This window comes from uncultured Lactobacillus sp., from assembly GCF_946477725.1.
GTDB lineage: Bacteria > Bacillota > Bacilli > Lactobacillales > Lactobacillaceae > Lactobacillus.
The window spans coordinates 68,929-95,556 of record NZ_CAMKZC010000005.1 but is presented as its reverse complement, the minus strand read 5'-3'; the positions used below and the strand labels follow the sequence as shown (position 1 = coordinate 95,556).

The window sequence follows — 26,628 nt, the reverse complement described above, 5'->3', positions numbered from 1 at the left end:
ACCAAATTTACCAAATTTTAAGTCAGGAGCAACAAAATGCGTGATTTGGCTAAAAAAAGGCTGCAGGAAAACTTGCGCCAGTCTTTGAAATACCTAGTATTGGTTTTTAATGATTTCTTTATCCTAGCTCTGATTTTTATTTTTGGAGCACTCATGTTTTGGTATGCACAGGCAATGAAGACTATGCCGGAAAATCTGTGGTATTACCGTCCCCTAGTTGGTATTTTGCTGTGGTTGCCACTTTTAATAGGCAAACTGGTAACATTGCTAAAACCAGCTGATTTACAATTTTTACTGCCTGAAGATGAAAATTTAGCATCATATTTGCAGCCAATGTTAAATTACAGCCTGATTGTACCTACAATTTGCTTGGCTTTGATAGCGGGAATTATATTTCCTTTTGCTACGATTAAGGCAAAGATTGAACCATTAGATTATGTTTTCGCGGTTTTTGCTGTTTTTCTGGCCAAAGTGATGCAGCTGAAAATTATGGAATATAATTTATTCTTTAACCGTAAAATTTCTATCTCAATTTTGAATATTTTCTTACTGCTTTTATTCATTTTGGGAATGTTTAAACCAAAAAGTATGATATTTATTGCTGGTTTGCTGTTAATTATTGTAATCATTTTTATTTTAAAACCGCAACATGCAGCACTTTTTGACTGGCAATTTGCCATCGAGCAAGAAGAAAAACGTAAAAACGTTGTTTATAACGCTTTTAGCATGTTCACCGATGTTAAGGAAAGGCAAACTAATATTAAAAGACGGAAATATTTGGACTTTTTATTACCTCAAAATTTGGCAAGGGAAAATCCTAATAAGTTTTTGTATAGGCGCTCAGTTCTGCGCAATCCGGAAAACATTAATCTAGTAGTTAGAATGACTGCTTTTGCAATTCTAATTTCGTGGTTAGTGCAGAATTGGCTTTGGGCATTAGGCTTGTCCTGCTTAGTAGTATTCTTAACTATTTACCAATTAGTACCGATGGTTGATGAATTTGACACCAATGTCATGTATCGTGTTTATCCTATTGCGCGTACTAAACGAGGCTTAGACTTAGTTTCTGCACTTACTGGGATAATGTTGGTACAATGGTTGATTATTAGCATTTCATGGCTGATTACACTGCCTATTAGTTTGCACTTGTTTGAAGCAATGGGGATTTTAGTTATTTTCAGTTGGGTCGTGTTAAGGTTATACTTACCTGCAAAAGTAAAGAAAAGGAAGTTATAAATAAATGAGACTACGTAACAAACCGTGGGCTGTAAAACTTGTGCAAGAGCATCCAGAAAGTGTGATAGATCGCCCTGATCCGACCCAAAAGATTGATTGGTCAAAACGATTTGCTGACATTTCAAAACCATTAGAAATTGAAGTTGGTCCGGGTAAAGGAAAATTTATCACCACAATGGCTGAAAAGCACCCTGAAAAAAATTTCGTTGCTCTTGAACTGCAGATGACCGCAGCTGGAATTATTTTACGGTCAAAACTAGCTCAAAATTTGCCTAATTTACAAATTTTATGCGCAGATGCTGCTAATATTGATTGCTTTTTTAAAAAACATAGTGCAAATACCATTTACCTAAATTTTAGTGATCCGTGGCCTAAAACTAGGCACGAAAAGAGACGATTAACCTATAAAACTTTTTTGCAAAAATACCAAACTGTTTTGCAAAAAAATGGTCAGATACAGTTTAAAACAGATAATGCAGGTCTTTTTGCTTATTCTCTTCAAAGTATGAATAATTTTGGGATGAATTTTGATTTTGTTACAGTTGACCTCCATAATGAGAAAGAAGAAATTTTAACTTCAAATATTGAAACCGAGTATGAGCATAAATTTGCCAGCCAAGGTAACCCAATTTATGCCTTGCATGCTGATTTTGGGGTAAAATAATTAATAATAAGGATTGAGAGGTTTTTTCAAAATGGAAAAAATAAAAGAATTAAAGCAAGAAAAATTAGATGCTATTACCAAAAATGGTCGTGTGGTTTTAGAATTTTCTGCTGGTTGGTGTCCAGATTGTCGCTTTTTGGATCCGTTTATGCCGGAGATTGAAAAAGATTTTTCTGACAGTAAATTTTATCAAATTGACCGTGACGGTTCTGTAGATGTAGCTAAAGAAATGAACATCATGGGCATTCCTTCATTTGTGGTCTACCAAGATGGTAAAGAAATTGGTAGACTAGTTAATAAGGACCGTAAAACCAAAGATGAAGTTGAGAGCTTTTTACGGTCACTGGACTAAGTGAAAGAGGATAATTGATTCATGATTACTAGTATTAATAAACGCAGCTATCCTAATACCTTAATTGTGATTTTAGGTCAGGATAAGGGCAAGAGTGAATATGAAGAAAAAGGTGATGTCACACGTATTACTGATGAAAAAGGTAATGTGACTGGGTATAATTTCTTTAATGTCGATCAGGTAATTGATTATGATAAACTAACAGACGGCCAAGTCAAGCTGACTAATGACGATTTAGCAGCATTAAATAAAAAGCTGGCGGAAGTCGGTTTTAATGATCAACTTGCTTATGGTAAACCAACGCTGGTTTACGGCTATGTGAAAAGCTGTGAAAAACATCCTGACTCTGATCACTTGCATGTGACCACTGTTGATGTTGGCGCTGGTAAGGAACAGCAAATCGTCTGTGGTGCACCTAACATTGCTCAAGGACAAAAAGTAGTAGTTGCCTTACCTGGCACCTTGATGCCAAATGGTCAAATGATTTGGCCGGGTCAATTGCGCCATGTGGATTCTGATGGGATGATTTGTTCGGCACGGGAACTAGGTTTGCCCCACGCCCCGCAAAAACGAGGGATTTTAGTAGTTCCCGACGATTTTGCTGTGGGAGAGGCCTTTGATCCTGAAAAATGTGATGAACTTTTGGCAAGCGGACAGATTAAATTATAAGATTAAAGGACTTTATCAAGTTAGTGGTAGAGTCCTTTTTAATATTATTGCAAAGCAAAATTATGATTTTTCACGCTTTTAAATGATCGTGCTCATTTTCTGTTAGAAATGGTAAAATAAGAGACAATGATAAAAAATATGGAGCTTGGGAAATGTTAGATAAAAATAAGCAAATTTGGTTTATTGGAATTAAAGGAACTGGAATGGCCTCTTTAGCCTTAGTGTTAAACGATTTAGGTTTTAATGTTGCCGGTAGTGATATTAAAAAGTATACCTTCACACAAGAACCACTTGAAAAAGCAGGAATTAGAGTAACAGAGTTCGATGCAAGTAATATTAAAAATTCGGGTCAGGTTATAGTAAAAGGCAATGCTTTTAAAAACGATAATGTTGAAGTTAAAACTTGTGAAGATAAAAATATCACTTGGCAAAGTTATCCTGATACTGTAGAAGAAATAATCAAGATGCATACTAGTATTGGTGTTTCTGGAACTCATGGCAAAACATCTACTACCGGTCTTTTAGCTCACGTTTTAGGTGAAGCTGCGCCCACATCTTATTTAATAGGTGATGGTGAGGGTAAAGGAGTTAAAGGGTCACGCTTTTTTGTTTATGAAGCTGATGAATATCGGCGCCATTTCTTGGCTTATCATCCTGATTATCAAATCATGACCAATATCGATTTTGATCACCCGGATTATTTTAAAGACCAGGCAGATTATACTTCAGCCTTTCAAACTGCAGCTGATCAAACCCGAAAAGGACTATTTGTCTGGGGAGGAAATGACAGACTAAGACAATTGCATTCTGATGTTCCCAAATACACTTATGGTTTTGAAAATGATGATGATTTTCAGGTGGTTGATGCTAACCGGACTACTGCAGGCTCAAGTTTTACGGTTTTGAAGCACGGTCAGGAAATAGGTAAATTTACAATTCATCTTTTTGGTGATCATAATATTTTAAATGCTACTGCTGTAATAGCTGTTGCTTATACTGAAAACATTCCTCTAGCAGATATTCAAAAAGGTTTACTTACTTATCAAGGGGCAAAACGACGCTTTTCTGAAAAGGACTTTAAAGATGTTAATATCATTGATGATTATGCTCATCATCCGACTGAAATGCGGGCAACAATTCAAGCTGCTAGGCAAAAGTTCCCCTATAAGCGTTTAGTTGTAGTTTTTCAGCCACATACTTTTTCAAGAACGAAGAAATATGCGCAAGATTTTGCAGAAATTTTGCGCGGAGTGGATAAAGCATACATTACTCCCATTTATGCTTCCGCAAGAGAGGCAAATGGAGATATTTCAAGTAGTGATTTAGTAGCCGAAATTCCTGGCTCTGAAGTGATTGATCTTGATAATATTTCTGACTTGACCCAGAACAAAGACAGTGTCATTGTTTTCATGGGCGCAGGCGATATCCAGAAATACGAAGATGCTTTAGAAAAATTACTAAAATAAATTAAGTTATTAAGATCGAGTTTCAAGACTTGATCTTTTTGCTTTATATAACAGATTTTACATGTCATAAGGTTCAGGGAAATCGGTATTATGCAAGATGAATGGAAAAACTGGTAAAATGGTAGTTGAATAAAGAAACTTGGTTTAAATTTAAGGAGATCAAATGGCTGATAAAAAATTACTTTTAATTGATGGTAATTCAGTTGCCTTTCGTGCTTTCTATGCACTATACCGCCAACTTGAAAATTTTAGAAATCCTGAAGGATTGCACACTAATGCCATTTATACATTTAAAAATATGCTTGATGTCGTGCTGAATGACGTTGAACCTGACCATGTTTTGGTTGCTTTTGATGCAGGTAAAACAACTTTTAGGAATAGTATGTATGAGGACTATAAGGGCGGCAGACAAAAGACCCCATCAGAATTATCTGAACAACTGCCATACATTCAGGAGCTTTTGCATGATTTGGGCCTTTCAACATATGAACTTGATAATTATGAAGCTGACGACATTATTGGTACTTTTGTAACTATTGGAGAAAAAGAGGGCTTTAAAATCACAGTTGTTACGGGTGATAAGGACTTGACGCAACTGGCATCTTCCCAAACTACTGTTATGGTTACTAAATCAGGAGTTTTAAACTTAGAAGCTTATACACCTGAACACATGAAAGAAGTTAATGGTGTCACTCCAACCGAATTCATTGATATGAAAGCGTTAATGGGTGATAATTCGGATAATTATCCTGGTGTTACTAAAATAGGGCCTAAAAAAGCTTCACAACTTATCCAGGAATATGGCTCAGTCGAAAATTTATATGATCATATAGATGATATGAAGCCTTCTAAAATGAAAGAAAACCTGATTAATGATAAAGATAAGGCTCTACTAGGTAAAAAGCTGGCAACAATTGATCGTAACGCCCCATTAACCATTGGTATTGCTGATGTCAAAAGACGTGAAGTTGATTATCAAAAATTGCGTAGATTCTATGAAAAGATGAATTTCCGTAAGTTTTTGAGTCAGTTAAACCCTGAAAGTGCTGCTCAGCCAAAAGAACAACCTGCACAAAATAATAAAGCAGTTGCTTTTACAGAGCTTAAGGAAAATGACATTAACAACTTTGCAGTTAAGGACGGTCAAACTGTTACTTTTTACTTAGGTATGCTGGGTGCCAATTATCATTTAGCCGAGTTTGTTGGCTTTGCCATTAAGATAGATAAGCAAATATATGTGAGTCGCAATGTTGACCTGTTAAAAAAGCCGCAACTTAAGAATATTCTAGAAAATAAGCAAATTGCTAAAAATGTCTTTGATTTAAAACGAACTACAGTTGGTTTGAACCGATTGAGTATTCACGCTCGCTCTATTGATTATGATATGCTACTTGCTTCATATTTGATTAATAACGAAAATAATTCTGACGACATGGGCGAGATATGCCGGATGTACGGTGATAATTCGGTTAAAAGCGATTATGATGTTTACGGCAAAGGTAAAAGCGTCCATATTCCAGAGGACGATCAGGTGTTGTTCAACCATTTGGCCGGCAAAATAGAGGCAATCGAGAACTTAAAAAATACTCTGCTGGCTAAACTAAAAGAACATGAGCAAGACGATCTTTTTGCCAATATTGAAATCCCTGTGGCCCGAGTTCTGTCTGTCATGGAGATAAATGGTATCAAAGTCCAAGCTGATACCTTAACGCAGCTTCAAGATGAATTTGCAGTTGACCTTAAGAAAATGGAAAAGCAAATTTATGATGAGGCCGGTGAAGAATTTAATATTAATTCACCTAAGCAATTGGGGCATATTTTGTTTGAAAAAATGGGCTTAAAGCCAGTTAAAAAGACTAAAACTGGTTATTCAACTTCAGTTGATGTTTTGAATCAGTTAAGGGATGAAAACCCAATTATTGAGCAAATTTTGACTTACAGACAGATTGCCAAAATCCAGTCAACTTACGTTAATGGCCTATTGGATGTTATCCAAAAAGACGGTCGGGTTCACACCAGGTACTTGCAGACACTGACTGCTACCGGCCGTTTGTCTTCAGTTGATCCTAACTTACAAAATATTCCTACCAGAACGGAAGAAGGAAAGCAAATTAGAAAAGCCTTTGTTCCCAGTGAACCAGATGGCTATATTTTCTCCTGTGACTATTCTCAAATTGAATTACGAGTGTTAGCACAAGTTTCCGGTGATGAACAAATGCAGGAAGCTTTCAGAACGGGTTATGACATCCACGCTCATACGGCTATGAAAATTTTTCATCTAAAATCAACTTCTGACGTTACACCGTTAATGCGTCGCAGAGCAAAAGCCGTCAACTTCGGTATTGTTTATGGCATTTCTGACTATGGCTTATCTAAAAACCTTAATATCAGTCGCAAACAGGCTAAGGAATTTATTGATAATTATTTTGAACAATATCCGCAAATTAAGGATTATATGGATAAGGCAGTTCAAGTTGCCCGTGAAAAAGGTTATGCCGAAACGATTATGCACAGAAGACGTTATTTACCTGATATTCACGCCAAGAATTATAATGTGCGCTCATTTGCGGAAAGAACTGCGATTAACTCACCAATTCAGGGTTCAGCTGCAGATATTATCAAGATCGCGATGATTAACATGCAGAAAAAATTGGATGAGATGCATCTTAAAACTAAGATGGTGGTTCAGGTTCATGATGAATTAATTTTTGACGTACCAAAAGATGAATTAGAAACAATTAAAAAGATTGTGCCAGAAGTTATGCAATCTGCTGTGAGACTTGATATTCCTCTTGTAGCAGATTCTGGTTATGGTCACAATTGGTTTGATGCTAAGTAAGGAGTAATTTTAATGCCCGAAATGCCAGAAGTTGAAACTGTCAGACGGACGCTACTTCCCCTGATTAAGGGAAAAACGATTAAAGAAGTAACTGTTTGGTATCCTAAAATAATAACTGGTGATGCAAAAGAATTTAAAAAGCAGTTAGCTGGTAAAAGAATAGAAACAATTGATCGTTATGCCAAGTATTTGCTTATTCGTCTCAGTGGTCATTTAACTGTGGTATCGCACTTACGCATGGAAGGTAAATATCGTTTAGTCAAAGTAAATACCAAAAAAGATAAACACGATCATGTACAAATTGTTTTTAACGATAATTCTGCTTTGCGCTACAATGATGTGCGTAAGTTCGGGCGCATGCAGTTGATTACAACGGGCACAGAGAAAGAAAATACTGGTATTGGTAAATTAGGAGCTGAACCTAATTCAAAAACATTTACAGTTTCATACTTGCAAGATGGCTTAGCTCGTAAAAAGAAAAATATCAAAAACACATTGCTTGATCAGTCAGTAGTGGCCGGTCTTGGTAACATTTACGTTGATGAAGTTTTGTGGGAAACAAAAATTCACCCATTGAGTAAGGCTAATAGTATCCCGGCAAAAAAAGTAGCAGAAATGCACGATAATATTAATTCGTTGATAGAATTGGCCATAGCAGAAAGGGGCACTACTGTTCATACCTATCTTGATGCTAACGGCAAGACTGGTGGTTTTCAAAAAATGTTGCAGGTCTATGGTCATAAAGGCGAACCTTGTGAGCGTTGTGGAACTCCTCTTGAAAAAATTAAAGTAAACGGCCGAGGAACTACTTTTTGCCCTAAATGTCAGGTGATTTATAAATGACAACTATTTTGGGCTTAACTGGTGGAATAGCCAGCGGAAAAAGCACAGCAGATATCTTTTTTAAAGAAAAGCACATACCCGTGATAGACTGTGACCAAATAGCTCATGATATTTTAAATGTTGGTAATAAAGGCTATGAATTAGTCACAAAGCAATTTGGTGCACAAATAATCAATGAAGATCAATCAATCAACCGGGCAGTTTTAGGACAAATAGTTTTTAATGACGCAAAGCAGCTTGACATTCTTAATAAAATTACCCATCCGTTGATTTTTCAAGAAATACAAGCTAAAATTGCGCTAAACAAGGTTGCTAAAAAGCCCTTAATTATTGTAGATGCACCAGTTTTGTTTGAAGCAAACGGTCAAAAATATTGTGATTGCACTTTATTAATTGCCATACCTGAATCTTTGCAGTTAAAGCGGCTGATGTTAAGGGATCATTTAAGTAAAGATGCTGCTTTGAAACGTATTCGCAGTCAGATGTCCTTGTCTCAGAAAGAAAAACTAGCTGACTTTGTAATTAATAATGTTGGTACAAAGCAAGATCTGAAATATCAACTTGAGCAGTTGCTTCTTAAAATAAAAGAGGAGTATTAATATGGAATGTCCTAATTGTCATAAAAATGCATCAAAAGTAATAGATTCTCGCCCCAGTGATGAAAATCGTGCAATCAGACGGCGGCGTGAGTGTGAAAACTGTGGTTTTCGTTTTACTACGTTTGAAAGAGTTGAGACAACACCACTATTGGTAATCAAAAATGATGGCACTCGTGAACCTTTTAACCGTAAAAAAATTTTACACGGCGTCATGGCTGCGGGTCAAAAGCGCCCAATATCTAGTTCACAATTTGAAGAATTGGTTGATCATGTAGAAAACAAAGTACGTCAGCAAGGAGTCAGTGAGATTTCTTCCAAAAAGATTGGTCAATTAGTAATGGATGAACTGGCTAAAATTGATGATGTCGCTTATATTCGTTTTGCCTCTATTTATCGTGAATTCAAAGATATGTCTAGCTTCATGAAAACCATGGAAGATATGATTGCAAAAAGGGAGAAAGGTAATTAATTATGTTTGAGACAAATGATCCCAAACAACCATTTTTCATTGCTAACAGGGTGGATATTTTTCCGAAGGATTTACGGGTTTTAATCAAATTATACCAGCCGCTCATTGGCTCTCTGGCGCTGGCAGTTTATTTAAGCTTAAATGAAGACTACAATCCGCAAGCGATGCTCTCTGATGCCAAAGGTCTCTATTTTTTGCAGGAACAAGCCGACTGCGATATCAAAAAATTATTTCCCGCGTTGCATAAACTTGAAGCTGTCGGTTTAATTGAGAGCCATTTGCTTGCTAACCAAATTATGGGTCAGGTTTTATGTTTTAAACTTAAAAGTGTTCCTTCCAGCAGTGAGTTTTTTACCACCGCACTTTTAGCAAGTTTATTAAAAGAAAAAGTGGGTGTTACAGCCTTTAATAAATTGAGCCATGAGTTTGCTAGAGAAACTAAGCAAAGTCAAAGCAGCATCAGTGGAATTAAGGAAGCACCTAACGTATCTGCATCCTTTATGGAAGTTTTTCATTTACCTGACCAAGAAGCAATTGATCCTTCAATTGATGTTAAAAAAGCTGCTAAAGAAAACCGTTCTGTTTCTAAAGCTTTCGCTACCGTCAATGAGCAAGAGCATATTGACTGGGATTTTATGAAACAGCAATTTGAAATTTATCAAATCGCGGGCAGCGAAATTGATCAGAATGAAGAAGCTATTCGAGCTGTTATGCGTATGTACGGACTTTCCGAGCAAGAATTTGTTGATGAAGCAATACCTTGCTTACATGGTGATTATCATTTAAATATGCGTCAAATTAAGCAGGCTATCGCTAACAGTATTCATGGCAGTGATACGCGCCAGCATTTGTCCAAAAAAGAAGAACTAACAGACAAGGTTGTCAATACTAGTCACTTAAATGAAGATGAACAGCAGCTATTGCAGAAAGCTCAATCTGATACTCCAGCCCAGTTTTTGTATCATTTAAAAACTGAGCGGAATGATTTTGTTGATGCCAGTGAATATCAAGTGCTTGATAATTTATATAACGATAAGGGAATACCAGCAGAATTGCTTAACATTTTGACTTATGCTTGTTTAAAGAGTGGTCCTAATATTTCTTTTCGCCTGGCCAATAAAATACTCCATGATTGGCTGCAACACGGGGTTAAAACTGCTAGTCAAGCCTTGGAATACATGAATAAGAGAAAAAAGGCACAGCAGCAAAGAAGCAGGCGATATCATTCTTTTGCTAGTGGAAAAACGGTTGAAAAGGGCACTGATTGGAACAAGCAAAAGCCAAAAGTAAAAACGGATGTTTCCAGTGCAGAATTAAAAGAATTTTTCAAGAATTTTGAAGATCAAAACGGCATGAAGTAGGTGAAAAAATGCAACCCATCAAAAAAATTATGGTTAAAAGACAAACAGCTAAAGCAGATGAGGAAAGTACAGCTAAAATAAAGCAAAAAGTTTTGGCTGAGCCCAAAGTGCAGCAATTTATCAGCCAGCACCAAGAGCAGCTTAACGACAGTATAATTGATAAAAGTTTGCCCAGCCTGTTTGAATTTTATCTTAGTCAACATAAAAAAGACCCGGTAACTCAAGGATATTATCCTGATTTAATCATGAATAAAAATGCAATTAGCCTCAAGTTTGTTCCTGAGGACAGTAAGCTGATTCATGATAGAGAAATTAGTATCAAGAAACACTTGCGCTTAATTAATTTACCTGAGGGCTTGCATGATATTCGTTTGAGTCAAATAGAACTGACTCCTGAAAGAAAAGAAGTAATGACAGCTATTCAAAAGTTTTTATATCATTATGCGCGAGATATTCATCAGAAGGGGTTATATTTATCAGGTAATTTTGGTATCGGTAAAACTTATATATTGGCGGGATTAGCAAATCAAGTTGCTGCCATGAACAAATATGTTGTTTTTTTACATGTTCCTACTTTCATTGCCAGTTTGGCCAGTCACTTTAATGACAATAGTCTGCAAGATGAAGTTCACACAATTGCAAATTGTGATTTATTAATACTTGATGATATTGGTGCCGAAAATTTGAGTCAGTGGTCACGCGATGAGGTTTTAGCGGTAATTTTACAAGCAAGAATGGATAATGTTTTGCCAACCTTCTTTTCGTCTAACTTTGCTATGAATGACTTAGAAGATCATTTCAAAGAGACTAAAAATGCCATTGAACCAGTAAAGGCTGCCAGATTAATGGAAAGAATACATTCTCTAGCTACAGAAATTGTAATTTCCGGGCACAACCGCCGGCATTAGTGACTAAAAAGTCCGTATTGAATATTTTTAGTGAAAATATACTTGCATTAAAAAATTATTGGGTTATAATTAACTGCAATGAATGAACATGTTGTAATATGACTCAGAGAGAGAAGCATTATTCTGGAAGCTTCCATTAGTGTTACAACCCACTCATTCGTACCTGAAATTAAAAAGATGGGTTAGATCCGTTATAATCTTGAACGAGATAGTCTGGAATCCAGACTGAATTTTGGGTGGAACCACGTTAATTAACGTCCCAGTGCTTAACTGCACTGGGATTTTTTTATTTATTTGATTTTTGGAGGAAAAAATGAGTTTTGCAATTACTTTGCCAGATGGTTCTAAAAAGGAATATGAAGATGCAGTATCAGTTTCTGCTTTAGCACATGATATAGGTACATCCTTAGGTAAAGCTGCTATTGGAGCAAAAGTAAACGGTCAAGTTGTCTCTTTGGGTTACAAATTAAATAAAGATGCTGAAGTTGCAATTATTACAGATAGAGATGAAGCAGGCTTAAATATTTTACGGGCTACAGTAGCCTTTGTTTTTGAAGCCGTTGCAAAAAAAGCTTATCCTGAAATTCATTTTGGTGAACATGTGGCGGATGAAGATGGCTTTTTCGTTGATACTGACAAAGAAAATCAAATTAAAGTTAATGAACTTCCAGAATTAGAAAAAGCAATCAAAAAAGTTATTAAGGCTGGAAATAAAATTGCATCTTCTTACATGTCAAAAGCGGAGTTATCTGAAATTTTTAAAGACGATCCGTATAAAAGTGAATTGCTAAAAGCAGAAAAAGATGACCAAATTCAAGTATACAAGCTGGGAGACTTCATTGACTTTGGCTTCGACGCGTTACTGCCTAATACAGGAAAGATTAAGCAATTTAGATTATTATCCGTTGCTGGTGCTTATTGGAAGGGCCAATCTTCTAACCCTATGCTTCAAAGAATTTCCGGTACGGCCTTCTTTAAAAAGGCTGACTTAGATGCCGATATTAAGCGTCGTGAAGAAATTAAAGAACGCGATCACAGAACAATTGGCCGAGATCTTGATTTATTCTTTGTAGATCCCAAAGTTGGAGCTGGTTTACCTTACTGGATGCCAAAAGGTGCCACGATTCGCCGAGTAGTTGAACGTTACATCATTGATAAAGAGGTAGCCGACGGTTATCAACACGTTTATACCCCAGTGCTTATGAACGTTGACGCTTATAAAACATCAGGCCACTGGGCACACTATCGTGATGACATGTTTCCACCGATGGATATGGGTGACGGGGAAATGCTTGAATTGCGTCCAATGAATTGTCCGTCACACATTCAAATCTATAAGCATCATATTCGTTCATATCGTGAGTTGCCAATTCGCATTGCAGAACTGGGTATGATGCACAGATATGAAAAATCTGGTGCTTTGTCAGGTTTGCAACGCGTAAGAGAAATGACTTTAAATGATGGTCATACATTTGTAACCTTAGACCAGGTTCAAAGTGAATTCTCTAAGATTTTGACTTTAATTCTGGATGTATACAAAGACTTTGACATCACCGATTACTACTTCAGACTTTCTTATCGTGATCCGAAGAATACTAAGAAGTATTTTGCCAATGATGAAATGTGGGAAAGAAGTCAGTCAATGTTGAAAAAGGCAATGGATGATATGGGCCTTGATTATGTCGAAGCTGAAGGTGAGGCTGCATTCTACGGTCCTAAACTTGATATTCAGACTAAGACTGCTTTAGGTGCTGACGAAACCATGTCAACTATCCAACTGGACTTCATGCTCCCTGAACGCTTTAACTTAACTTATGTTGGTCAAGATGGTGAAGAGCATCGTCCAGTTATGATCCACCGTGGTATTGTTGGAACTATGGAACGGTTCATTGCTTACTTGATTGAAATATACAAGGGTGCTTTTCCAACCTGGTTAGCTCCAGTTCAAGTTGAAGTAATCCCTGTTAACCTGGATGCTCATTCAGATTACGCTAAGAAAGTCCGTAATGAGCTCAATAAGAGAGGCTTTAGAGCTGAAGCCGACTTACGTAATGAAAAATTGGGCTACAAGATTCGTGAATCACAAACACAAAAAGTACCATATACTCTTGTTTTAGGTGACAAAGAGCTTAAGGACAACAGTGTTAACGTTCGTCGCTATGGCACTGAAGAAGAAGTGGCAAAGAGTTTTGATGAATTTATTCGTGAAATTGAACAAGATGTTAAATCATACTCACGCAATGAATAAAAGAATAAAAGCTAATAAAAATAGTTTATATAGATGGCAGAAATAATTTGATAACTTAAACCATAATATAAAACCGCTAAAATTTGCACGTCGAGTAACAAAATGTAGTGTTGACGGGATGCACTTTTGATTAATTAATCAATTGATAAGAAATAGGTTGGATAGTTAAATTAAAACTGCTAAAAGGAGCATTAATTATGTCAATGGTAGAATTTCATGACGTGCAGAAATTTTATGGCAAATTTCACGCGTTGCATAATATCAACTTACAAATTGATAAGGGTGAAACTGTTGTTTTGATTGGACCTTCCGGTTCTGGTAAAAGTACGCTTATTAGAACAATAAATCGATTGGAATCAATTCAGGGTGGCAAGCTGATAGTCAACAATCAGGATTTATCCAATCCCAAGACTGATTCAAACAGATTGCGTCAAGATGTGGGAATGGTTTTTCAGCATTTTAATCTGTATAAAAATAAAAATGTCCTGGAGAACGTCATGCTGGCGCCCAGAATAGTAAGTCATTTACCCGAAGACGAAAATAAAAAGCAAGCAATGCATCTGCTTGATATGGTTGGCATGGCAGATAAGGCCCAAAATATGCCGGCGCAAATATCCGGTGGACAAAAGCAACGTGTCGCTATTGCTCGGTCTTTAGCAATGCATCCCAAATTATTACTATTTGATGAACCAACATCAGCACTTGATCCGGAAATGATTGATGAAGTGCTACAAGTAATTAAAAAGGTAACATCAGCCAGCGATATGACTTCCTTGATTGTGACTCACGAAATGGGCTTTGCTAAAGAAGTAGCTAATCGCGTTATCTTTATGGATCAGGGTCAGATTGTGGAAGATGATGACAGTACATCCTTTTTTAAGCAGCCTAAAACAGATCGTGCTCAACAATTCTTAAGCAAAATAATAGCGCATTAAGATGGATGGCATTATCATGAAAAAAATAATTTGCTCAATCTCGCTACTAATCGGAATGTTCCTTTTATCTGGTTGCGGTAATAAAGTCGCAGATCAATCAGCTTTAAAAAATGTGCGTTCAGCCAATACTATTACTTGGGCTGTTGAAGGTGATAAAAAGCTATTTAGTTTAATTGATATCAGAGATGATAAAGAAAAGGGCTTTGATATTGATATGGCTAAAGCTATTACCAAAGAAATTTTAGGTCCTAAAGGACAAGCCCGCTTTACTCTTGCCACTTCACAATCAAGAATTCCCTTGTTGAAAAACGGTAATGTTGATGCGGTAATTGCCACTCTGACAATAACTCCTGAAAGAGCTCAAGTAATCAGTTTTACTAAATCGTATTTTCAGGCTGGTAAATCGTTCCTTGTTCCTAAAGGATCCAATATTAAAAGGCCAAGCGATCTTAATGGCAAAACTGTAATTGGTATTGTTGGGGATAATTCAGTTGAGGCGATCAAGAAGGTTGCTCCCAGAGCAAAAGTGGTTGCTATGCAAGATTATGGTCAAGCCGTATCAGCTTTAAAATCGCATCAGGGTGACGCTTTGACCAGTGATAATGGTATTTTATATGGTTTAGCAGCACAGAGTCCTGATAGCCTTGAAGTAACTGGTGGAACTTATACTAAAGAACCTTATGGTATTGCAGTAAATAAAAATCAAGAGCCATTTCATAGAGCAATAAATCGAGCCATTGACAAGATTCAGCAAAGTGGAGAATACAATCGCTTAATCAAAAAATGGTTCGGCCAAGTTCCTGGTTTTAACTATAAGGAGATGTATATTAAATGATTCGGATCTTCAATGATTTTAGTAGTCAACTATTCGCAGGGTTCGGCTGGACTATTTTATCAAGCTTGTTAACATTAGTATTTAGTCTGATTTTTGGTGTTTTATTAGCTCTATTAGAAGTTATTCCAAATAAAATAGCTAATAGGATTGGCAGGATTTACGTTGAAATCTTTCGTAATATTCCATTATTGATTATCGTAATGTTCTTTTATCTAATAGTACCTAAATATTTTGTTCAAATTGACGGTTTCACCGCTGGGACTATTGGGTTGTTCCTATATACCTCAGCTTTTATTGCGGAAATTATTCGTTCAGGTATTCAGTCGGTATCTCAAGGTCAAATGGAAGGTGCCAGGTCAACCGGTATGACTTATAGTCAGGCTATGCGTTATGTAATCTTACCTCAAGCACTTAAGATTGTTATTCCACCGCTTGGTAATCAATTTGTTAATTTAATTAAAGATTCTTCAATACTGGCTTTTGTCGCAGGTTTTGATTTAATGTATCAAGCTAATGCAATTGCATCTGTAACTTTTGATACATTTAACAGCTACTTTGTAATCGGCATATTATATCTGGTAATTACTATGCCACTAAGTTATTACATGCGGTACTTGGAAAAGAAAATGGCGTAGGGAGGCGGCTTATAATGCAAACATGGATTAATGCTTTATCATGGTTAAACTTTGGTTTTTTGTTAAAAGGTCTGGCTGTTACACTGTTTATTTCGGTTTTTGCAATTGTATTGAGTTTCATTTTAGGTTCAGTTCTAGGAATAATTCGCTATGCTAAGATTAAATTTGTTTCGGCAATTGTAGGCTTTATTATTGATTTAGTTAGAAATCTGCCCTTATTATTAATTATCTTTTTTACTTATTTTGGATTACCAAATATTGGCCTCAGGCCCGGGGCAATTTTATCAGCAATTATTGCTATGACGATCTTTGAGTCCAGCATGATTGCAGAAATTGTCCGCTCTGGTATTCAATCAGTAGCAATTGGTCAAATTGAAGGAGCCAGATCAACCGGAATGACATTTGTGCAGTCATTATGGCATGTGGTTTTGCCACAAGCTTATCGGCACATGATACCTACTATCATTGGACAATTTGTTTCTTTAATTAAAGATACTTCCCTAGCAACTATTATTGTTGTCCCGGAACTTATGCAACATGCGCAAGTCATCTATGGTCAAAATGCTAATTATATTGTGCCAATGTTTGCGGCTTTAACGTTTTTATATTTTATCATCTGCTTTACATTATCTGTAATTGGTAATAAACTTAATAAGCGTTTAGTATAGATAAAGCAAAAACTTTATTTTGAGATTTATCTTATTGACACGTATACTGAAGACGAGTATAATCATTTTAGTTGAGAACAAGAAGAAGCTTCCCGCTTCTCGCCTAAGTTAAGTTGACCTCTAGGCTGATCGATATTTTCTGTTGATTAAGGGCGGGTAAAGTTTACCCGTCTTTTTCTTGTCCTCAGATTAACACGGAGGTGAAGAATTATTCCAAGGAATTTGATATTGAACGATCAAATTCGCGCTCGCGAAGTTCGTTTAATTAATGAAGATGGTGAACAAGTTGGTGTTGTTACTAAAACTGAGGCTTTACGCCAAGCAACTGTTGCAAATTTAGATTTAGTTCTAATTTCGCCTAATGCCAAGCCACCTGTTGCTCGTATCATGGACTATGGCAAATACCGTTTCCAGCAACAAAAGAAGGTTAAAGAATCCCGTAAAAAGTCTAAAACGGTCAGTGTCAAAGAAATCCGTTTAAGTCCAACGATTGAGGGTAACGATTTTAACACTAAGTTAAAACATGCGCGTAAATTTATTACTAAAGAAGGTGCTAAAGTACGCGTTTCGATCAGGTTCAGAGGTCGAGCAATCACTCATAAGGAACTAGGTCGTGAAGTATTGGAAAAAATGGCTGAAGCAACATCTGATATTGCTACTGTAGTTAGCAAGCCTAAGATGGAAGGCCGCTCAATGTTCTTAATGCTCGCTCCGAAGAGTGACAAAAATAATTAGTTAATTTGGAGGAATTAGAAAATGCCAAAAATGAAAACCCACCGCGCTTCTGCTAAGCGTTTTAAGAGAACTGCTTCTGGTCAATTAAAGCGTCATCACGCTTTTACCGGCCACCGTTTCCACGGCAAGACTAAGAAACAACGTCGTCATTTGAGAAAGGCTGCAATGGTTTCACGCAGCGACTTGAAGCGCATCAAACAGATGCTCTCTCAAATGCGTTAATTAATTGTAAGAGACGATATTTAGGAGGAATTTTAGATGCCAAGAGTTAAGGGTGGAACAGTTACACGTAAACGTCGTAAGAAGGTTATGAAGCTTGCCAAGGGTTACCGTGGCGCAAAGCATATGCAATTTAAGGCTGCAAGTACACAGTTATTTGTATCTTACAGATATGCATTTCGTGACAGAAGAAGACGTAAGAGCGACTTCAGAAAGTTATGGATTGCCAGAATCAATGCTGCAGCAAGACAAAATGATATTTCATATTCTAAGTTAATGCACGGCTTGAAATTAGCTGGTGTTGATATTAACCGTAAGATGTTAGCTGATATTGCTTATAACGATTCAAAGACCTTTGCAAAATTAGCAGAAACTGCTAAGAAGGCTTTAAATTAACCAAAATAGCGCTTATGGCGCTGTTTTTTTATGTCAAAATTTAGCACTTGCAGCTGATAATTTGGTATATTAAACTAGTGCAATGAATATAGATGAAGGGAATTTTGCATGTTATTCAGACCACGCTATACGATTGATACAATTTATCATTTAAATACTGCTGAGCTGCATAAAATGGGCATCAAAGCTGTTTTTTCAGATTTAGATAATACTCTTTTGGCTTGGAATGAGTTTGAAACTGCAGAAAAAATGAATAGTTTCAATAAGGAGTTAGAGCATGCTAAAATTAAGCTTGTTGTCATTTCCAATAACAATGCTGAAAGAGTGGGAAAAGTATTGAATCCTTATCATATAGACTTTGTTGCTAAATCCAAAAAGCCACTGCCTTTTGCGATCAACCGCAAAAGGCAAAGTATGGGTTTAGCAAAAGAACAAGTCATGATGGTAGGAGATCAGCTAATTACTGATATTCAGGCAGGAAATCTAGCTGGCGTAGAATCGGTGTTAGTAAAACCTCTTATTGAAACTGATAAATGGAATACCCGTATTAATCGTTTTTTTGAAAAAATTATTTTTTTCCTTTTGGGCTTATCACATCCCGTTAAATTTAAGGAGACTATCAAAAATGGATGACCAAATTATATGTATTGGTTGTGGTGCTGTTCTTCAATCTGATAATGTAGAAGAAGCCGGTTATCTTCCGGCTGCACGTTTAAAGCAGGCAAGAGAAAGCAAAGATGAGGATAATGACGTTTATTGTCAACGTTGCTTTCGTTTGCGTCATTATAATGAGATTATGCCAGTCAAAGCGGACAATGATGACTTTTTAAAGTTATTGAATTCGTTAGCAGAAAAAAAAGCTTTGGTCGTTAATGTGGTAGATCTGTTTGATTTTACTAACTCTTTGCTTTCGGCTCTCAAACGTTTTATAGGCAATAATGATTTTATTTTAGTGGGCAATAAATTTGATCTCTTTCCCCAGAATTCTCGTCAAAGCAAAATTAAAGATTGGATGAGGCAAGAGGCTAATAGAATGGGATTATACCCTAAAAAAATCTTTTTGGTCAGTGCTAAAAATAAAAAGAACTTGCCGGAATTAATAAGTTACCTAGATCATAATTCCCGAGATCAAGATGTCTACTTTGTCGGAACGACTAATGTTGGAAAGTCAACTCTTCTTAATGCTATTATTGAGCAAATGGGTGATATTCAAAATTTGATCACTACTTCACGTTTTCCCGGGACCACGCTTGATAAGATTGAAATTCCGCTAACGAATGGTCACTTTTTAGTTGATACACCAGGTATTTTGACTAAGAATCAGTTGGCCACGCACTTAAACACCCAGGAACTGGAGTTAATATCGCCTCAAAAACAGCTTAAGCCGGTTACTTTTCAGCTTAGTCCGGGAAACAGTTTATTTTTGGCTGGTCTGGGCAGAGCTGACTATTTAAAAGGAAAAAAAGCAAGTTTTACAGTTTATGCAGCACGCGGATTGTATATTCACAGAACTAAAACCGAAAACGCGGACAGCTTTTACGAAAAGCATATTGGTGAATTACTTAGTCCACCTGCCAAAAGTGATAAGCTGCCTCTTTTAAAGGGTCAGGAATATCATACTGGTAGTAAAAGCGACTTGCTTTTTGGAGGAATTGGTTTTATTACAGTTCCCGCAGATTGTTTAGTTAAAATTTATACGCCTGGTAAAATCGGACTGGGTATTAGACGAGCTTTAATTTAGAGGATATAATGATTGCTATTGCAAAAAATTATCAAAAAACACCTACTGTAGCTGTAGCCGAAGAAAAATTGCCACCTAAAAAGGGCCGTCAGATCGGCATTTTTGGTGGGACTTTTAATCCTATTCATATCGGTCATTTGATAGTAGCTGAACAGGTATTGACTAAATTACATCTAGACGAAATTTGGTTTATTCCTACTAATGTGCCACCGTTAAAAAATGAACCCAGTGTTTCAGCTCAAGATAGGGCAAATATGTTGGAGTTAGGTACTCAAGACAATCCCCGTTTTCAGGTAAAACTGTTTGAGCTGTATCGCGGAGGTGTATCTTATACTGTAGACACATTAAGATATTTACGTGAAACTCAGCCTGAAAACCATTATTACTTGATCATGGGTAGTGACCAGGTTAATAATTTAGGTGAATGGAAGGAACCAACAAAGCTGGCCCAATTAGCAACCTTAGTGGGTGTTCAAAGGGCTGGTTATCCTCAGAAGGCGAAATTGCCGATGATTTGGGTTGATTCCCCAGCTATAGATATTAGTTCGACTTTGATTAGACAAACGATTGCAATTGGAGGTTCAATCAGATATCTGGTACCTGATACAGTTAGAAATTATATTCATAAAAAGGGTTTATATCATGACTGATTTAGTATTTAAGAAAACATATTCTTCTTTATCAAGTTCTGAAATTATTGCTAAGGAAAAGAGCAATATGACTGCTGACCGCTTTGAACACTGTATAGGAGTCAGTAAAACTGCACGTAAACTGGCCGAGCTTAACCACTATGATGTAGATAAGGCTGCTTTAGCCGGCTTTATTCATGATTATGCTAAACAAGTTGCAGTTGATGAATATCGCGAAGTGATTAAAACACAAGGCTTCGATCAAGACCTGTTAAATTGGAATCGTAGCATTTGGCATGGTATTGTTGGTACCTATTTTATCCAAAGAGATTTAAAAATTACTGATCCGGAAATACTAACTGCAGTCCGCAAACACACTACTGCTGACGTTGAAATGACAACTTTGGATAAAATTGTGTTCATGGCTGATTATATTGAGCCAGGCAGATCATTTCCAGGTGTTGAAGAAGCGCGTAAAATAACTTATGCTAATATTAACCAAGGAGTTGGCTACCAGTTAGCACACACTCTTAAATTTTTAATTGATAAAAGGAATAAAATCTATCCCCGTACTTTAGACGCATATAACGTTTGGGGTATTAATGAATAAGGAGAAAAATGACTAGCAAAGAAATATTGGCTTTTACGTTAAAAGCAATTGGCGACCGTCATGGAGAAGATACAGTAGCTTACGATATGCAAGGACATAGTATTTTAGCAGATTATTACGTAGTTACTAGTGCGGGCTCAAACAGACAGTTGCACGCAATAGCCAATGCAATTATTGACGAAGCTCACAAACATAATTATTATGATTACCGTGTTGAAGGTACGAGTGAATCCAACTGGCTTTTACTTGACCTGGGCGATGTTGTCGTAAATGTTTTTACTGAAGATGCTCGTGATTTTTATAATGTTGAAAAATTATGGGTCAATGGTAAAAAATTAGCATTAAAGGAAGATTAACTAACCATGAGCGTAGTTGGGATCATTGCAGAATATAATCCCTTTCACAGTGGGCATGAATTCTTAATGAATCAAGCTCGTTATATAGCTGGAAGCAAAGACCCGATCATTGTAGTTATGTCTGGGAATTACGTTCAACGAGGCGAAATGGCAATAATGGACAAGTGGTCTCGCGCCCAGACAGCACTTGCAAGTGGTGCTGATTTGGTATTTGAACTGCCATTTTCTACTTCGGTTGAGCCTGCTGATTTATTTGCACTTGGCAGTATCGACCAATTGGTAAAAGTCGGCGTCACTGATTTGATTTTTGGAGTTGAAGATGCTACTCAAAATTATGCTTATTTGGGTAGTAAAATTGCGGAAATTCCTCAAAGTCACATGGACTTTAATGATTACAGTCAGACTTATTCAACTCAATATAATCAGATGGTAGCACGTGAAGTTGGTCATGAAGTTAGTGAACCTAATGCGATTTTGGCTTTAGCTTATGCAGTAGCCAACCATAATTTAGGTACTCCTCTAGTTTTACATCCAATTAACCGCATCGGAGCAGGTCATGACGATGTTTTACAAAGTAATAAGGTAGTTCAAAGCGCAAGTGCAATTCGCAATATGATTTTGCATAATGAAGTCAGTTCTACATTAGAAGAGTGGATGCCTAAAAAAGAAGTAAAATTACTTTTTAAACAAAAAAATTATCCCAATTGGAATCTGCTGTTCCCATTTTTAAAATACAGGTTAGAATCCTCTTCAATTTCAGAATTGCAGAAGATATATCAGATGAGTGAAGGCCTGGAATATAAAATGAAGCAGGAGATACATACTGCACAAACGTTTACTGAGTTTTTACGTAGAGTAAAATCGAAACGGTATACGTATTCACGCTTGCGACGACTAAGTTTATATACTTTGATGAATGTGACCCAAGAGGATATGATTGACAGTTTTAATCATGAATCACTTTTGCTATTGGGATATAGTAAACTGGGTAGGAAATATCTTAAACGGATTAGAAAAGAAACAACTGCAGATATCATTTCTAAAGTTGATCAGAAAAATACTCAAAGTGGCTCAATGAGGCTGCAACTTCGGGTTGATCGCTTCTTTGAGCAACTGCTGCAAGTGGATCAAAACTTTGGCCGTCGTCCATTGGAGGTCTAAATGTTAAAACTGAATTATTCGCAGATCAAATATAATAAGGAACCTGTAACTCATATTGAATGCGATTTGCAAGTTGCAGATGATTTCATTAAGCGAAGTCATGGCCTGGTCTATCGAGTTGATAGTGTTCTACTGACTGGAGATTTATTTTATAATCAACCATTTGTCACTGGCAATTTTCAGGTACAGGCAGATCTTCTGGTACCATCCAGTCGTAGCTTAGATCCTGTTAAGTTTAAAGAAGATTTTCATTTTAGTGAGAATTATACTGATGTTGAGATAGCTAAAGAAGAGATTGATGAAAGTGATATTCCGATTGTCAAAGTTGAGCATGATGTTATTGATCTGCAAAAAGCAATTGAGGATAACATTTTATTAAATATCCCAACAACAATCTTAACTACCAAAGAGCAAGAACAGGGCATTTATCCTGAAGGAAAAGGTTGGAGAGTCATTTCAGAAAAGGATTTTAATAAACGGAAAGATGATCAAATCAACCCTGCTTTTGCGAAATTAAAAGATCTTTTTAATGAAAATAATGAAAATATTCATAACGAAAATATTGATAATTAAATTAGTTAAAAAATCAGTATTAGCAAAATGCTGGTTTTTAATCTTGTTTTAAAAGCACTTTTAAAGTATGCTTTACTTGTTAATAACAATATAAATTAAATTAATCAAAATTAAATTTTAAAAAGGATGAATAAAAATGGCAAGAATCTTAATTGTTGAAGATGAAAAGAATTTGGCGCGTTTCGTTGAATTGGAATTAAAACATGAAAAGTATGATACAGTTGTTGAAAGCAACGGACGCAAAGCTTTGGACTTAGCGTTAAAAGAAGACTTTGATGCGATTTTGTTAGACTTGATGCTGCCTGACCTGAATGGCTTGGAAATAGCACGCAGAGTGCGTCAGGTAAAGAGTACGCCTATCATAATGATGACCGCCCGTGATTCCGTCATTGATCGAGTTTCTGGTCTTGATCATGGAGCTGATGATTATATTGTTAAGCCATTTGCAATTGAAGAGCTTTTAGCTCGTCTGCGTGCAGTTTTACGCCGAGTAAAAATTGAAAAAGATGCTTCGGACGATTCAATAGAGAAAAAGGTTGTAAAGTTTAAAGATCTTACAATTGAGACCGCAAATAGAATTGTTCGCCGTGGTGATGGCAAAGCAGTTGATCTGACTAAGCGTGAATATAACTTATTAATGACTTTGATTAAGAATAAGAATAATGTTGTCAGCCGTGACCAATTGCTCGCTAAAATTTGGGGCCCCGGTTCAAATATTGAAACTAATGTTGTAGAAGTTTATGTGCGTTATCTGCGCAATAAAATTGACGTTCCCGGTAAGCAATCATATATCAAAACAGTTCGGGGAACTGGATACATGGTAAGAGATGAGGACGATGAAAAGGAATAAAAACCAAAAGAAAAAGGAGACCAAACACTCATCTCTGGTCGTGAGATGGGTAACTGTCGTGGCTTTGACAATTATGGTCTCTTTTGTTGTGTTTTCTGTAATAATATACTCATTTGTGGGCCAGCAATCCATGGTGCAACAAAAGCAGACTTCAAATGAAATGATATCTAAACTTAATAGTACTTTGACACGGATTCCAACTGAACTGCAGATAGCTAATGTTTCTTTTGCTCTCACACCGTCAGCTAGAGAAGTAATGAGAGGTAATCCTCCAATTAGATCTGACCAACAGGGCAATAGAGCCTTTAATGATGACCTACTATCTTCATTGACTAATCCTGATTTAAATGTAGTAGTTTATAATTTACACGGGGAAGATGTTTTTGATAATGGCGGTAAAATCCCTGCTTTTAAAAAGTTTCGGGATGATTATAAAATGTCACGTGTCACTAGAAGACGCAAACAGGAGCTATTAACTTACCAAACAGTGAGATCAGCTAAATCCGGTAAAGTCACAGGCTATATTATCGTTGAAAATAAAATGTCATACTATAACGGCCTAATGAAGGATTTGTTAAAGTGGATGGTACGGATTTCATTGATAGCCGTTGTATTGTTCACATTAGTTGCTTACATAATAGTGCGCGATATTGTCAAACCTGTTAAGGAAATGTCCCATGTTGCTTTGGAAGTAAATGATGATCCTAATAGTACTGCTAGAATTAGAGATTTTCACCGTCATGATGAATTGCAGGAACTGGCGGTTTCATTCAACCAAATGCTTGATCGTATGCAACGCTATATTGATCAGCAAAAGGAGTTTGTGGGAGATGTTTCTCACGAATTACGCACACCGGTTGCTGTTATTGAAGGACATTTAAATATGCTCAAGCGTTGGGGTAAAGATGATCCCCAAATTTTAGCAGAATCTATCGACGCTTCTCTGCAGGAAGCCAAAAGAATGCAGCACCTTATCCAGGAAATGTTGGACTTAACTCGTGCCGAGCAAATTAATGTTCAATATCCTAATGCAGTTACCAAGGTCTCAGAGGTGTTAAAACGAGTTGTTGGTGATATGTCATTGGTACACAAGGATTTTACTATCAGGTTAGATATGGATGATCTGCCTCAAGATACAGAAATTCAGATTTACCAAGGGCACTTGGAACAACTCCTTGTCATATTAATTGACAACGGTGTTAAATACTCTACGGATCGTAAAGAAATGAATGTGTCGGCTGGCTTGTCACAGGATGAAGTTCACATTATAGTGCAAGACTATGGTGAAGGAATTTCCAAAAAAGAACAAAGTAAAATCTTTAACCGCTTTTATAGGGTCGATAAAGCTAGAACCAGAGAAAAAGGCGGTAATGGTTTAGGTTTATCAATTGCTCAAAAATTAGTTACTAGTTATCACGGTAAAATTAGCGTCGATTCTGTTGAGGGACAAGGTAGTCAGTTTATGATGGACTTCCCGGCTCTTTCGAAATCTCAGGCTGAAAGGCTGCGCAAGCGTGAAGAAGCTGAAAAAAGCAAAAAAATAAAATAAATAAAAAAGGCCTGTATGTCAGTTAGTATGCTTGGCGAGTTACAAACATGCTATGACATCTACAGGTCTTTTTTGATACCTTTTATCAGTTAAGACCGTTTTTGTTGCTTACCTTTGTTGCGATTACGTAAAGATTCATGCAATTCTTTGGTTTCTTCAGTTTGAACTGGAGAACTTACTTGTGAATTAATCAATTCCTTAACCTTTTCTTCAGTTACTACTTCAGTAATAGGTTCCCGCTTTAATTCTTCATCTACTTCTTTCTTAACTTTTGGCGTGATGATATATGTTACCAGCAATTGCTGAATAATAGAGAAAAAGTTGCCGGCAGCCCAATAGAGGGCAACGGAACCTGAAACGGAAAGACAGATAAAGAGTGTCATAATAGGGTTCATGAGCATCATTGACTGCATCTGCTTCTTTTGTTCTTGGGGAATTCCCACCAATGAAAGATATCCTTGTGCAAAAGCAAAAATGGTAGCAAAAATCGTGACTGAAATTGATCTGCTACTTAAGGAGATACCGAAAAATGACGAACTAGCCAAGCTCTTGGAATACATTACAGCATCATAAATACCAATCATAATAGGGAACTGGATAATCAGTGGCAAACAACCCATCCCACCGGTCAGAGATAAATGGTTTTTAGAGTAGAGTTCTCGCTGCCAACCTGCCAAGGTCATTTGTTGATCCTGATTCAGATCCTTACGTTTCATAGTATCCTGAATTAATTTCATCTGCGGTTGTAAACGAGACATTTTCTCTTGTTGTGTAGTTGATTTCTTTTGTTGATTAAGCATTAGAGGCAAAAGAATCATTCTAACTACAAGGGTCATTAAGATAATGGCCCAACCAGCTCCATTTGCTCCACCTATGATGTTGGAAAAATAGAGCATGATATTTTGCATAGGTTTGCCGATAAACTTATAAATCGACCCATATATAAAGCCCGTTGGTGGCTTATTAGCACCACCACTTTGTGCGCAAGCAGTGACAATCAGCATGACCGCCAAGCAAATAGCAATTAATCCAATATATTTACGAAATTTTTTCATTCAACTCACCCAATTATTATTTTTTTG

General features: G+C 36.6%; 29 protein-coding genes and 1 other annotated feature. Of the genes, 28 read left to right on the top strand and 1 reads right to left on the bottom strand.

The window, feature by feature from the left end; translation table 11 throughout:
- The first annotated feature begins 36 nt into the window (after nt 1-36).
- From Q0R51_RS03910 to Q0R51_RS03775, 28 genes are all read left to right on the top strand, one after another.
- On the top strand, nt 37-1,236 hold the full coding sequence (locus Q0R51_RS03910; RefSeq protein WP_294756842.1) for an ABC transporter permease: 1,200 nt from the start codon (nt 37-39) through the stop codon (nt 1,234-1,236).
- A 4-nt stretch (nt 1,237-1,240) separates the two neighbouring features.
- Nucleotides 1,241-1,900, top strand: coding sequence for a tRNA (guanosine(46)-N7)-methyltransferase TrmB (gene trmB / locus Q0R51_RS03905; protein ID WP_294756840.1), 660 nt, complete (start codon nt 1,241-1,243; stop codon nt 1,898-1,900).
- Nucleotides 1,901-1,931: 31 nt separating this feature from the next.
- Nucleotides 1,932-2,252 carry a thioredoxin family protein gene (locus Q0R51_RS03900; protein ID WP_294756839.1) on the top strand — a complete coding sequence of 107 codons (321 nt, stop codon included), beginning with the start codon at nt 1,932-1,934 and terminating at the stop codon, nt 2,250-2,252.
- Nucleotides 2,253-2,273: 21 nt separating this feature from the next.
- On the top strand, nt 2,274-2,921 hold the full coding sequence (gene ytpR / locus Q0R51_RS03895) for a YtpR family tRNA-binding protein (RefSeq protein WP_294756836.1): 648 nt from the start codon (nt 2,274-2,276) through the stop codon (nt 2,919-2,921).
- Between the two features lie 152 nt (nt 2,922-3,073).
- Nucleotides 3,074-4,387: a UDP-N-acetylmuramate--L-alanine ligase gene (murC, locus tag Q0R51_RS03890; protein WP_294756834.1), complete on the top strand. Its 1,314-nt coding sequence runs from the start codon at nt 3,074-3,076 to the stop codon at nt 4,385-4,387.
- Between the two features lie 163 nt (nt 4,388-4,550).
- The gene (gene polA / locus Q0R51_RS03885; RefSeq protein WP_294756832.1) at nt 4,551-7,226 is read left to right on the top strand and encodes a DNA polymerase I; all 2,676 of its coding nucleotides are present in this window, start codon (nt 4,551-4,553) and stop codon (nt 7,224-7,226) included.
- A 12-nt stretch (nt 7,227-7,238) separates the two neighbouring features.
- Nucleotides 7,239-8,069, top strand: coding sequence for a bifunctional DNA-formamidopyrimidine glycosylase/DNA-(apurinic or apyrimidinic site) lyase (mutM, locus tag Q0R51_RS03880; protein ID WP_294756831.1), 831 nt, complete (start codon nt 7,239-7,241; stop codon nt 8,067-8,069).
- Nucleotides 8,066-8,668, top strand: a complete 603-nt coding sequence (gene coaE / locus Q0R51_RS03875) for a dephospho-CoA kinase (RefSeq protein ID WP_294756830.1) — start codon at nt 8,066-8,068, stop codon at nt 8,666-8,668. Before mutM ends, coaE begins: the two co-directional genes overlap by 4 nt.
- Nucleotide 8,669: 1 nt before the next feature.
- The gene (nrdR, locus tag Q0R51_RS03870; RefSeq protein WP_046325124.1) at nt 8,670-9,137 is read left to right on the top strand and encodes a transcriptional regulator NrdR; all 468 of its coding nucleotides are present in this window, start codon (nt 8,670-8,672) and stop codon (nt 9,135-9,137) included.
- A 2-nt stretch (nt 9,138-9,139) separates the two neighbouring features.
- Nucleotides 9,140-10,498, top strand: a complete 1,359-nt coding sequence (locus tag Q0R51_RS03865) for a DnaD domain protein (RefSeq protein WP_294756829.1) — start codon at nt 9,140-9,142, stop codon at nt 10,496-10,498.
- A gap of 8 nt (nt 10,499-10,506) precedes the next feature.
- On the top strand, nt 10,507-11,406 hold the full coding sequence (gene dnaI / locus Q0R51_RS03860; protein WP_294756827.1) for a primosomal protein DnaI: 900 nt from the start codon (nt 10,507-10,509) through the stop codon (nt 11,404-11,406).
- Between the two features lie 313 nt (nt 11,407-11,719).
- On the top strand, nt 11,720-13,654 hold the full coding sequence (gene thrS, locus Q0R51_RS03855) for a threonine--tRNA ligase (protein WP_294756825.1): 1,935 nt from the start codon (nt 11,720-11,722) through the stop codon (nt 13,652-13,654).
- Nucleotides 13,655-13,851: 197 nt separating this feature from the next.
- On the top strand, nt 13,852-14,589 hold the full coding sequence (locus Q0R51_RS03850; protein WP_046325120.1) for an amino acid ABC transporter ATP-binding protein: 738 nt from the start codon (nt 13,852-13,854) through the stop codon (nt 14,587-14,589).
- Nucleotides 14,590-14,605: 16 nt separating this feature from the next.
- Nucleotides 14,606-15,424, top strand: coding sequence for a transporter substrate-binding domain-containing protein (locus Q0R51_RS03845; RefSeq protein ID WP_294756822.1), 819 nt, complete (start codon nt 14,606-14,608; stop codon nt 15,422-15,424).
- On the top strand, nt 15,421-16,059 hold the full coding sequence (locus Q0R51_RS03840) for an amino acid ABC transporter permease (RefSeq protein WP_294756820.1): 639 nt from the start codon (nt 15,421-15,423) through the stop codon (nt 16,057-16,059). The genes Q0R51_RS03845 and Q0R51_RS03840 overlap by 4 nt, the downstream gene beginning before the upstream one ends.
- 14 nt (nt 16,060-16,073) lie before the next feature.
- On the top strand, nt 16,074-16,727 hold the full coding sequence (locus Q0R51_RS03835; protein WP_294756817.1) for an amino acid ABC transporter permease: 654 nt from the start codon (nt 16,074-16,076) through the stop codon (nt 16,725-16,727).
- Between the two features lie 73 nt (nt 16,728-16,800).
- Nucleotides 16,801-16,912 (top strand) — a sequence feature (ribosomal protein L20 leader region).
- Nucleotides 16,913-16,934: 22 nt separating this feature from the next.
- Nucleotides 16,935-17,462: a translation initiation factor IF-3 gene (gene infC / locus Q0R51_RS03830; RefSeq protein ID WP_294756852.1), complete on the top strand. Its 528-nt coding sequence runs from the start codon at nt 16,935-16,937 to the stop codon at nt 17,460-17,462.
- A 21-nt stretch (nt 17,463-17,483) separates the two neighbouring features.
- On the top strand, nt 17,484-17,684 hold the full coding sequence (gene rpmI / locus Q0R51_RS03825; protein ID WP_034980158.1) for a 50S ribosomal protein L35: 201 nt from the start codon (nt 17,484-17,486) through the stop codon (nt 17,682-17,684).
- A 36-nt stretch (nt 17,685-17,720) separates the two neighbouring features.
- A complete protein-coding gene (rplT, locus tag Q0R51_RS03820; protein WP_294756812.1) occupies nt 17,721-18,077 on the top strand; it encodes a 50S ribosomal protein L20 in 357 nt (118 codons plus the stop codon).
- A 108-nt stretch (nt 18,078-18,185) separates the two neighbouring features.
- The gene (locus Q0R51_RS03815) at nt 18,186-18,710 is read left to right on the top strand and encodes a YqeG family HAD IIIA-type phosphatase (protein WP_294756810.1); all 525 of its coding nucleotides are present in this window, start codon (nt 18,186-18,188) and stop codon (nt 18,708-18,710) included.
- Nucleotides 18,703-19,818 (top strand): ribosome biogenesis GTPase YqeH, encoded by a 1,116-nt coding sequence (gene yqeH, locus Q0R51_RS03810; RefSeq protein WP_294756809.1) that lies wholly within the window; start codon nt 18,703-18,705, stop codon nt 19,816-19,818. The genes Q0R51_RS03815 and yqeH overlap by 8 nt, the downstream gene beginning before the upstream one ends.
- 8 nt (nt 19,819-19,826) lie before the next feature.
- On the top strand, nt 19,827-20,468 hold the full coding sequence (locus tag Q0R51_RS03805) for a nicotinate-nucleotide adenylyltransferase (protein WP_294756807.1): 642 nt from the start codon (nt 19,827-19,829) through the stop codon (nt 20,466-20,468).
- Nucleotides 20,461-21,057 (top strand): bis(5'-nucleosyl)-tetraphosphatase (symmetrical) YqeK, encoded by a 597-nt coding sequence (gene yqeK / locus Q0R51_RS03800; protein WP_294756806.1) that lies wholly within the window; start codon nt 20,461-20,463, stop codon nt 21,055-21,057. The genes Q0R51_RS03805 and yqeK overlap by 8 nt, the downstream gene beginning before the upstream one ends.
- Before the next feature lie 8 nt (nt 21,058-21,065).
- On the top strand, nt 21,066-21,413 hold the full coding sequence (gene rsfS / locus Q0R51_RS03795; protein ID WP_294756805.1) for a ribosome silencing factor: 348 nt from the start codon (nt 21,066-21,068) through the stop codon (nt 21,411-21,413).
- Nucleotides 21,414-21,419: 6 nt separating this feature from the next.
- Complete coding sequence (locus Q0R51_RS03790; protein WP_294756803.1) at nt 21,420-22,574, top strand: nucleotidyltransferase; 1,155 nt, start codon at nt 21,420-21,422, stop codon at nt 22,572-22,574.
- The gene (locus tag Q0R51_RS03785) at nt 22,575-23,147 is read left to right on the top strand and encodes a DUF177 domain-containing protein (RefSeq protein ID WP_294756801.1); all 573 of its coding nucleotides are present in this window, start codon (nt 22,575-22,577) and stop codon (nt 23,145-23,147) included.
- A 136-nt stretch (nt 23,148-23,283) separates the two neighbouring features.
- A complete protein-coding gene (locus Q0R51_RS03780; RefSeq protein ID WP_294756799.1) occupies nt 23,284-23,997 on the top strand; it encodes a response regulator transcription factor in 714 nt (237 codons plus the stop codon).
- Nucleotides 23,984-25,546 (top strand): HAMP domain-containing histidine kinase, encoded by a 1,563-nt coding sequence (locus Q0R51_RS03775; protein ID WP_294756796.1) that lies wholly within the window; start codon nt 23,984-23,986, stop codon nt 25,544-25,546. The genes Q0R51_RS03780 and Q0R51_RS03775 overlap by 14 nt, the downstream gene beginning before the upstream one ends.
- 89 nt (nt 25,547-25,635) lie before the next feature.
- Here the strand turns inward: Q0R51_RS03775 and yidC are convergent, their stop codons facing one another.
- Complete coding sequence (gene yidC, locus Q0R51_RS03770) at nt 25,636-26,601, bottom strand: membrane protein insertase YidC (RefSeq protein WP_294756793.1); 966 nt, start codon at nt 26,599-26,601, stop codon at nt 25,636-25,638.
- Nucleotides 26,602-26,628 lie beyond the last annotated feature (27 nt).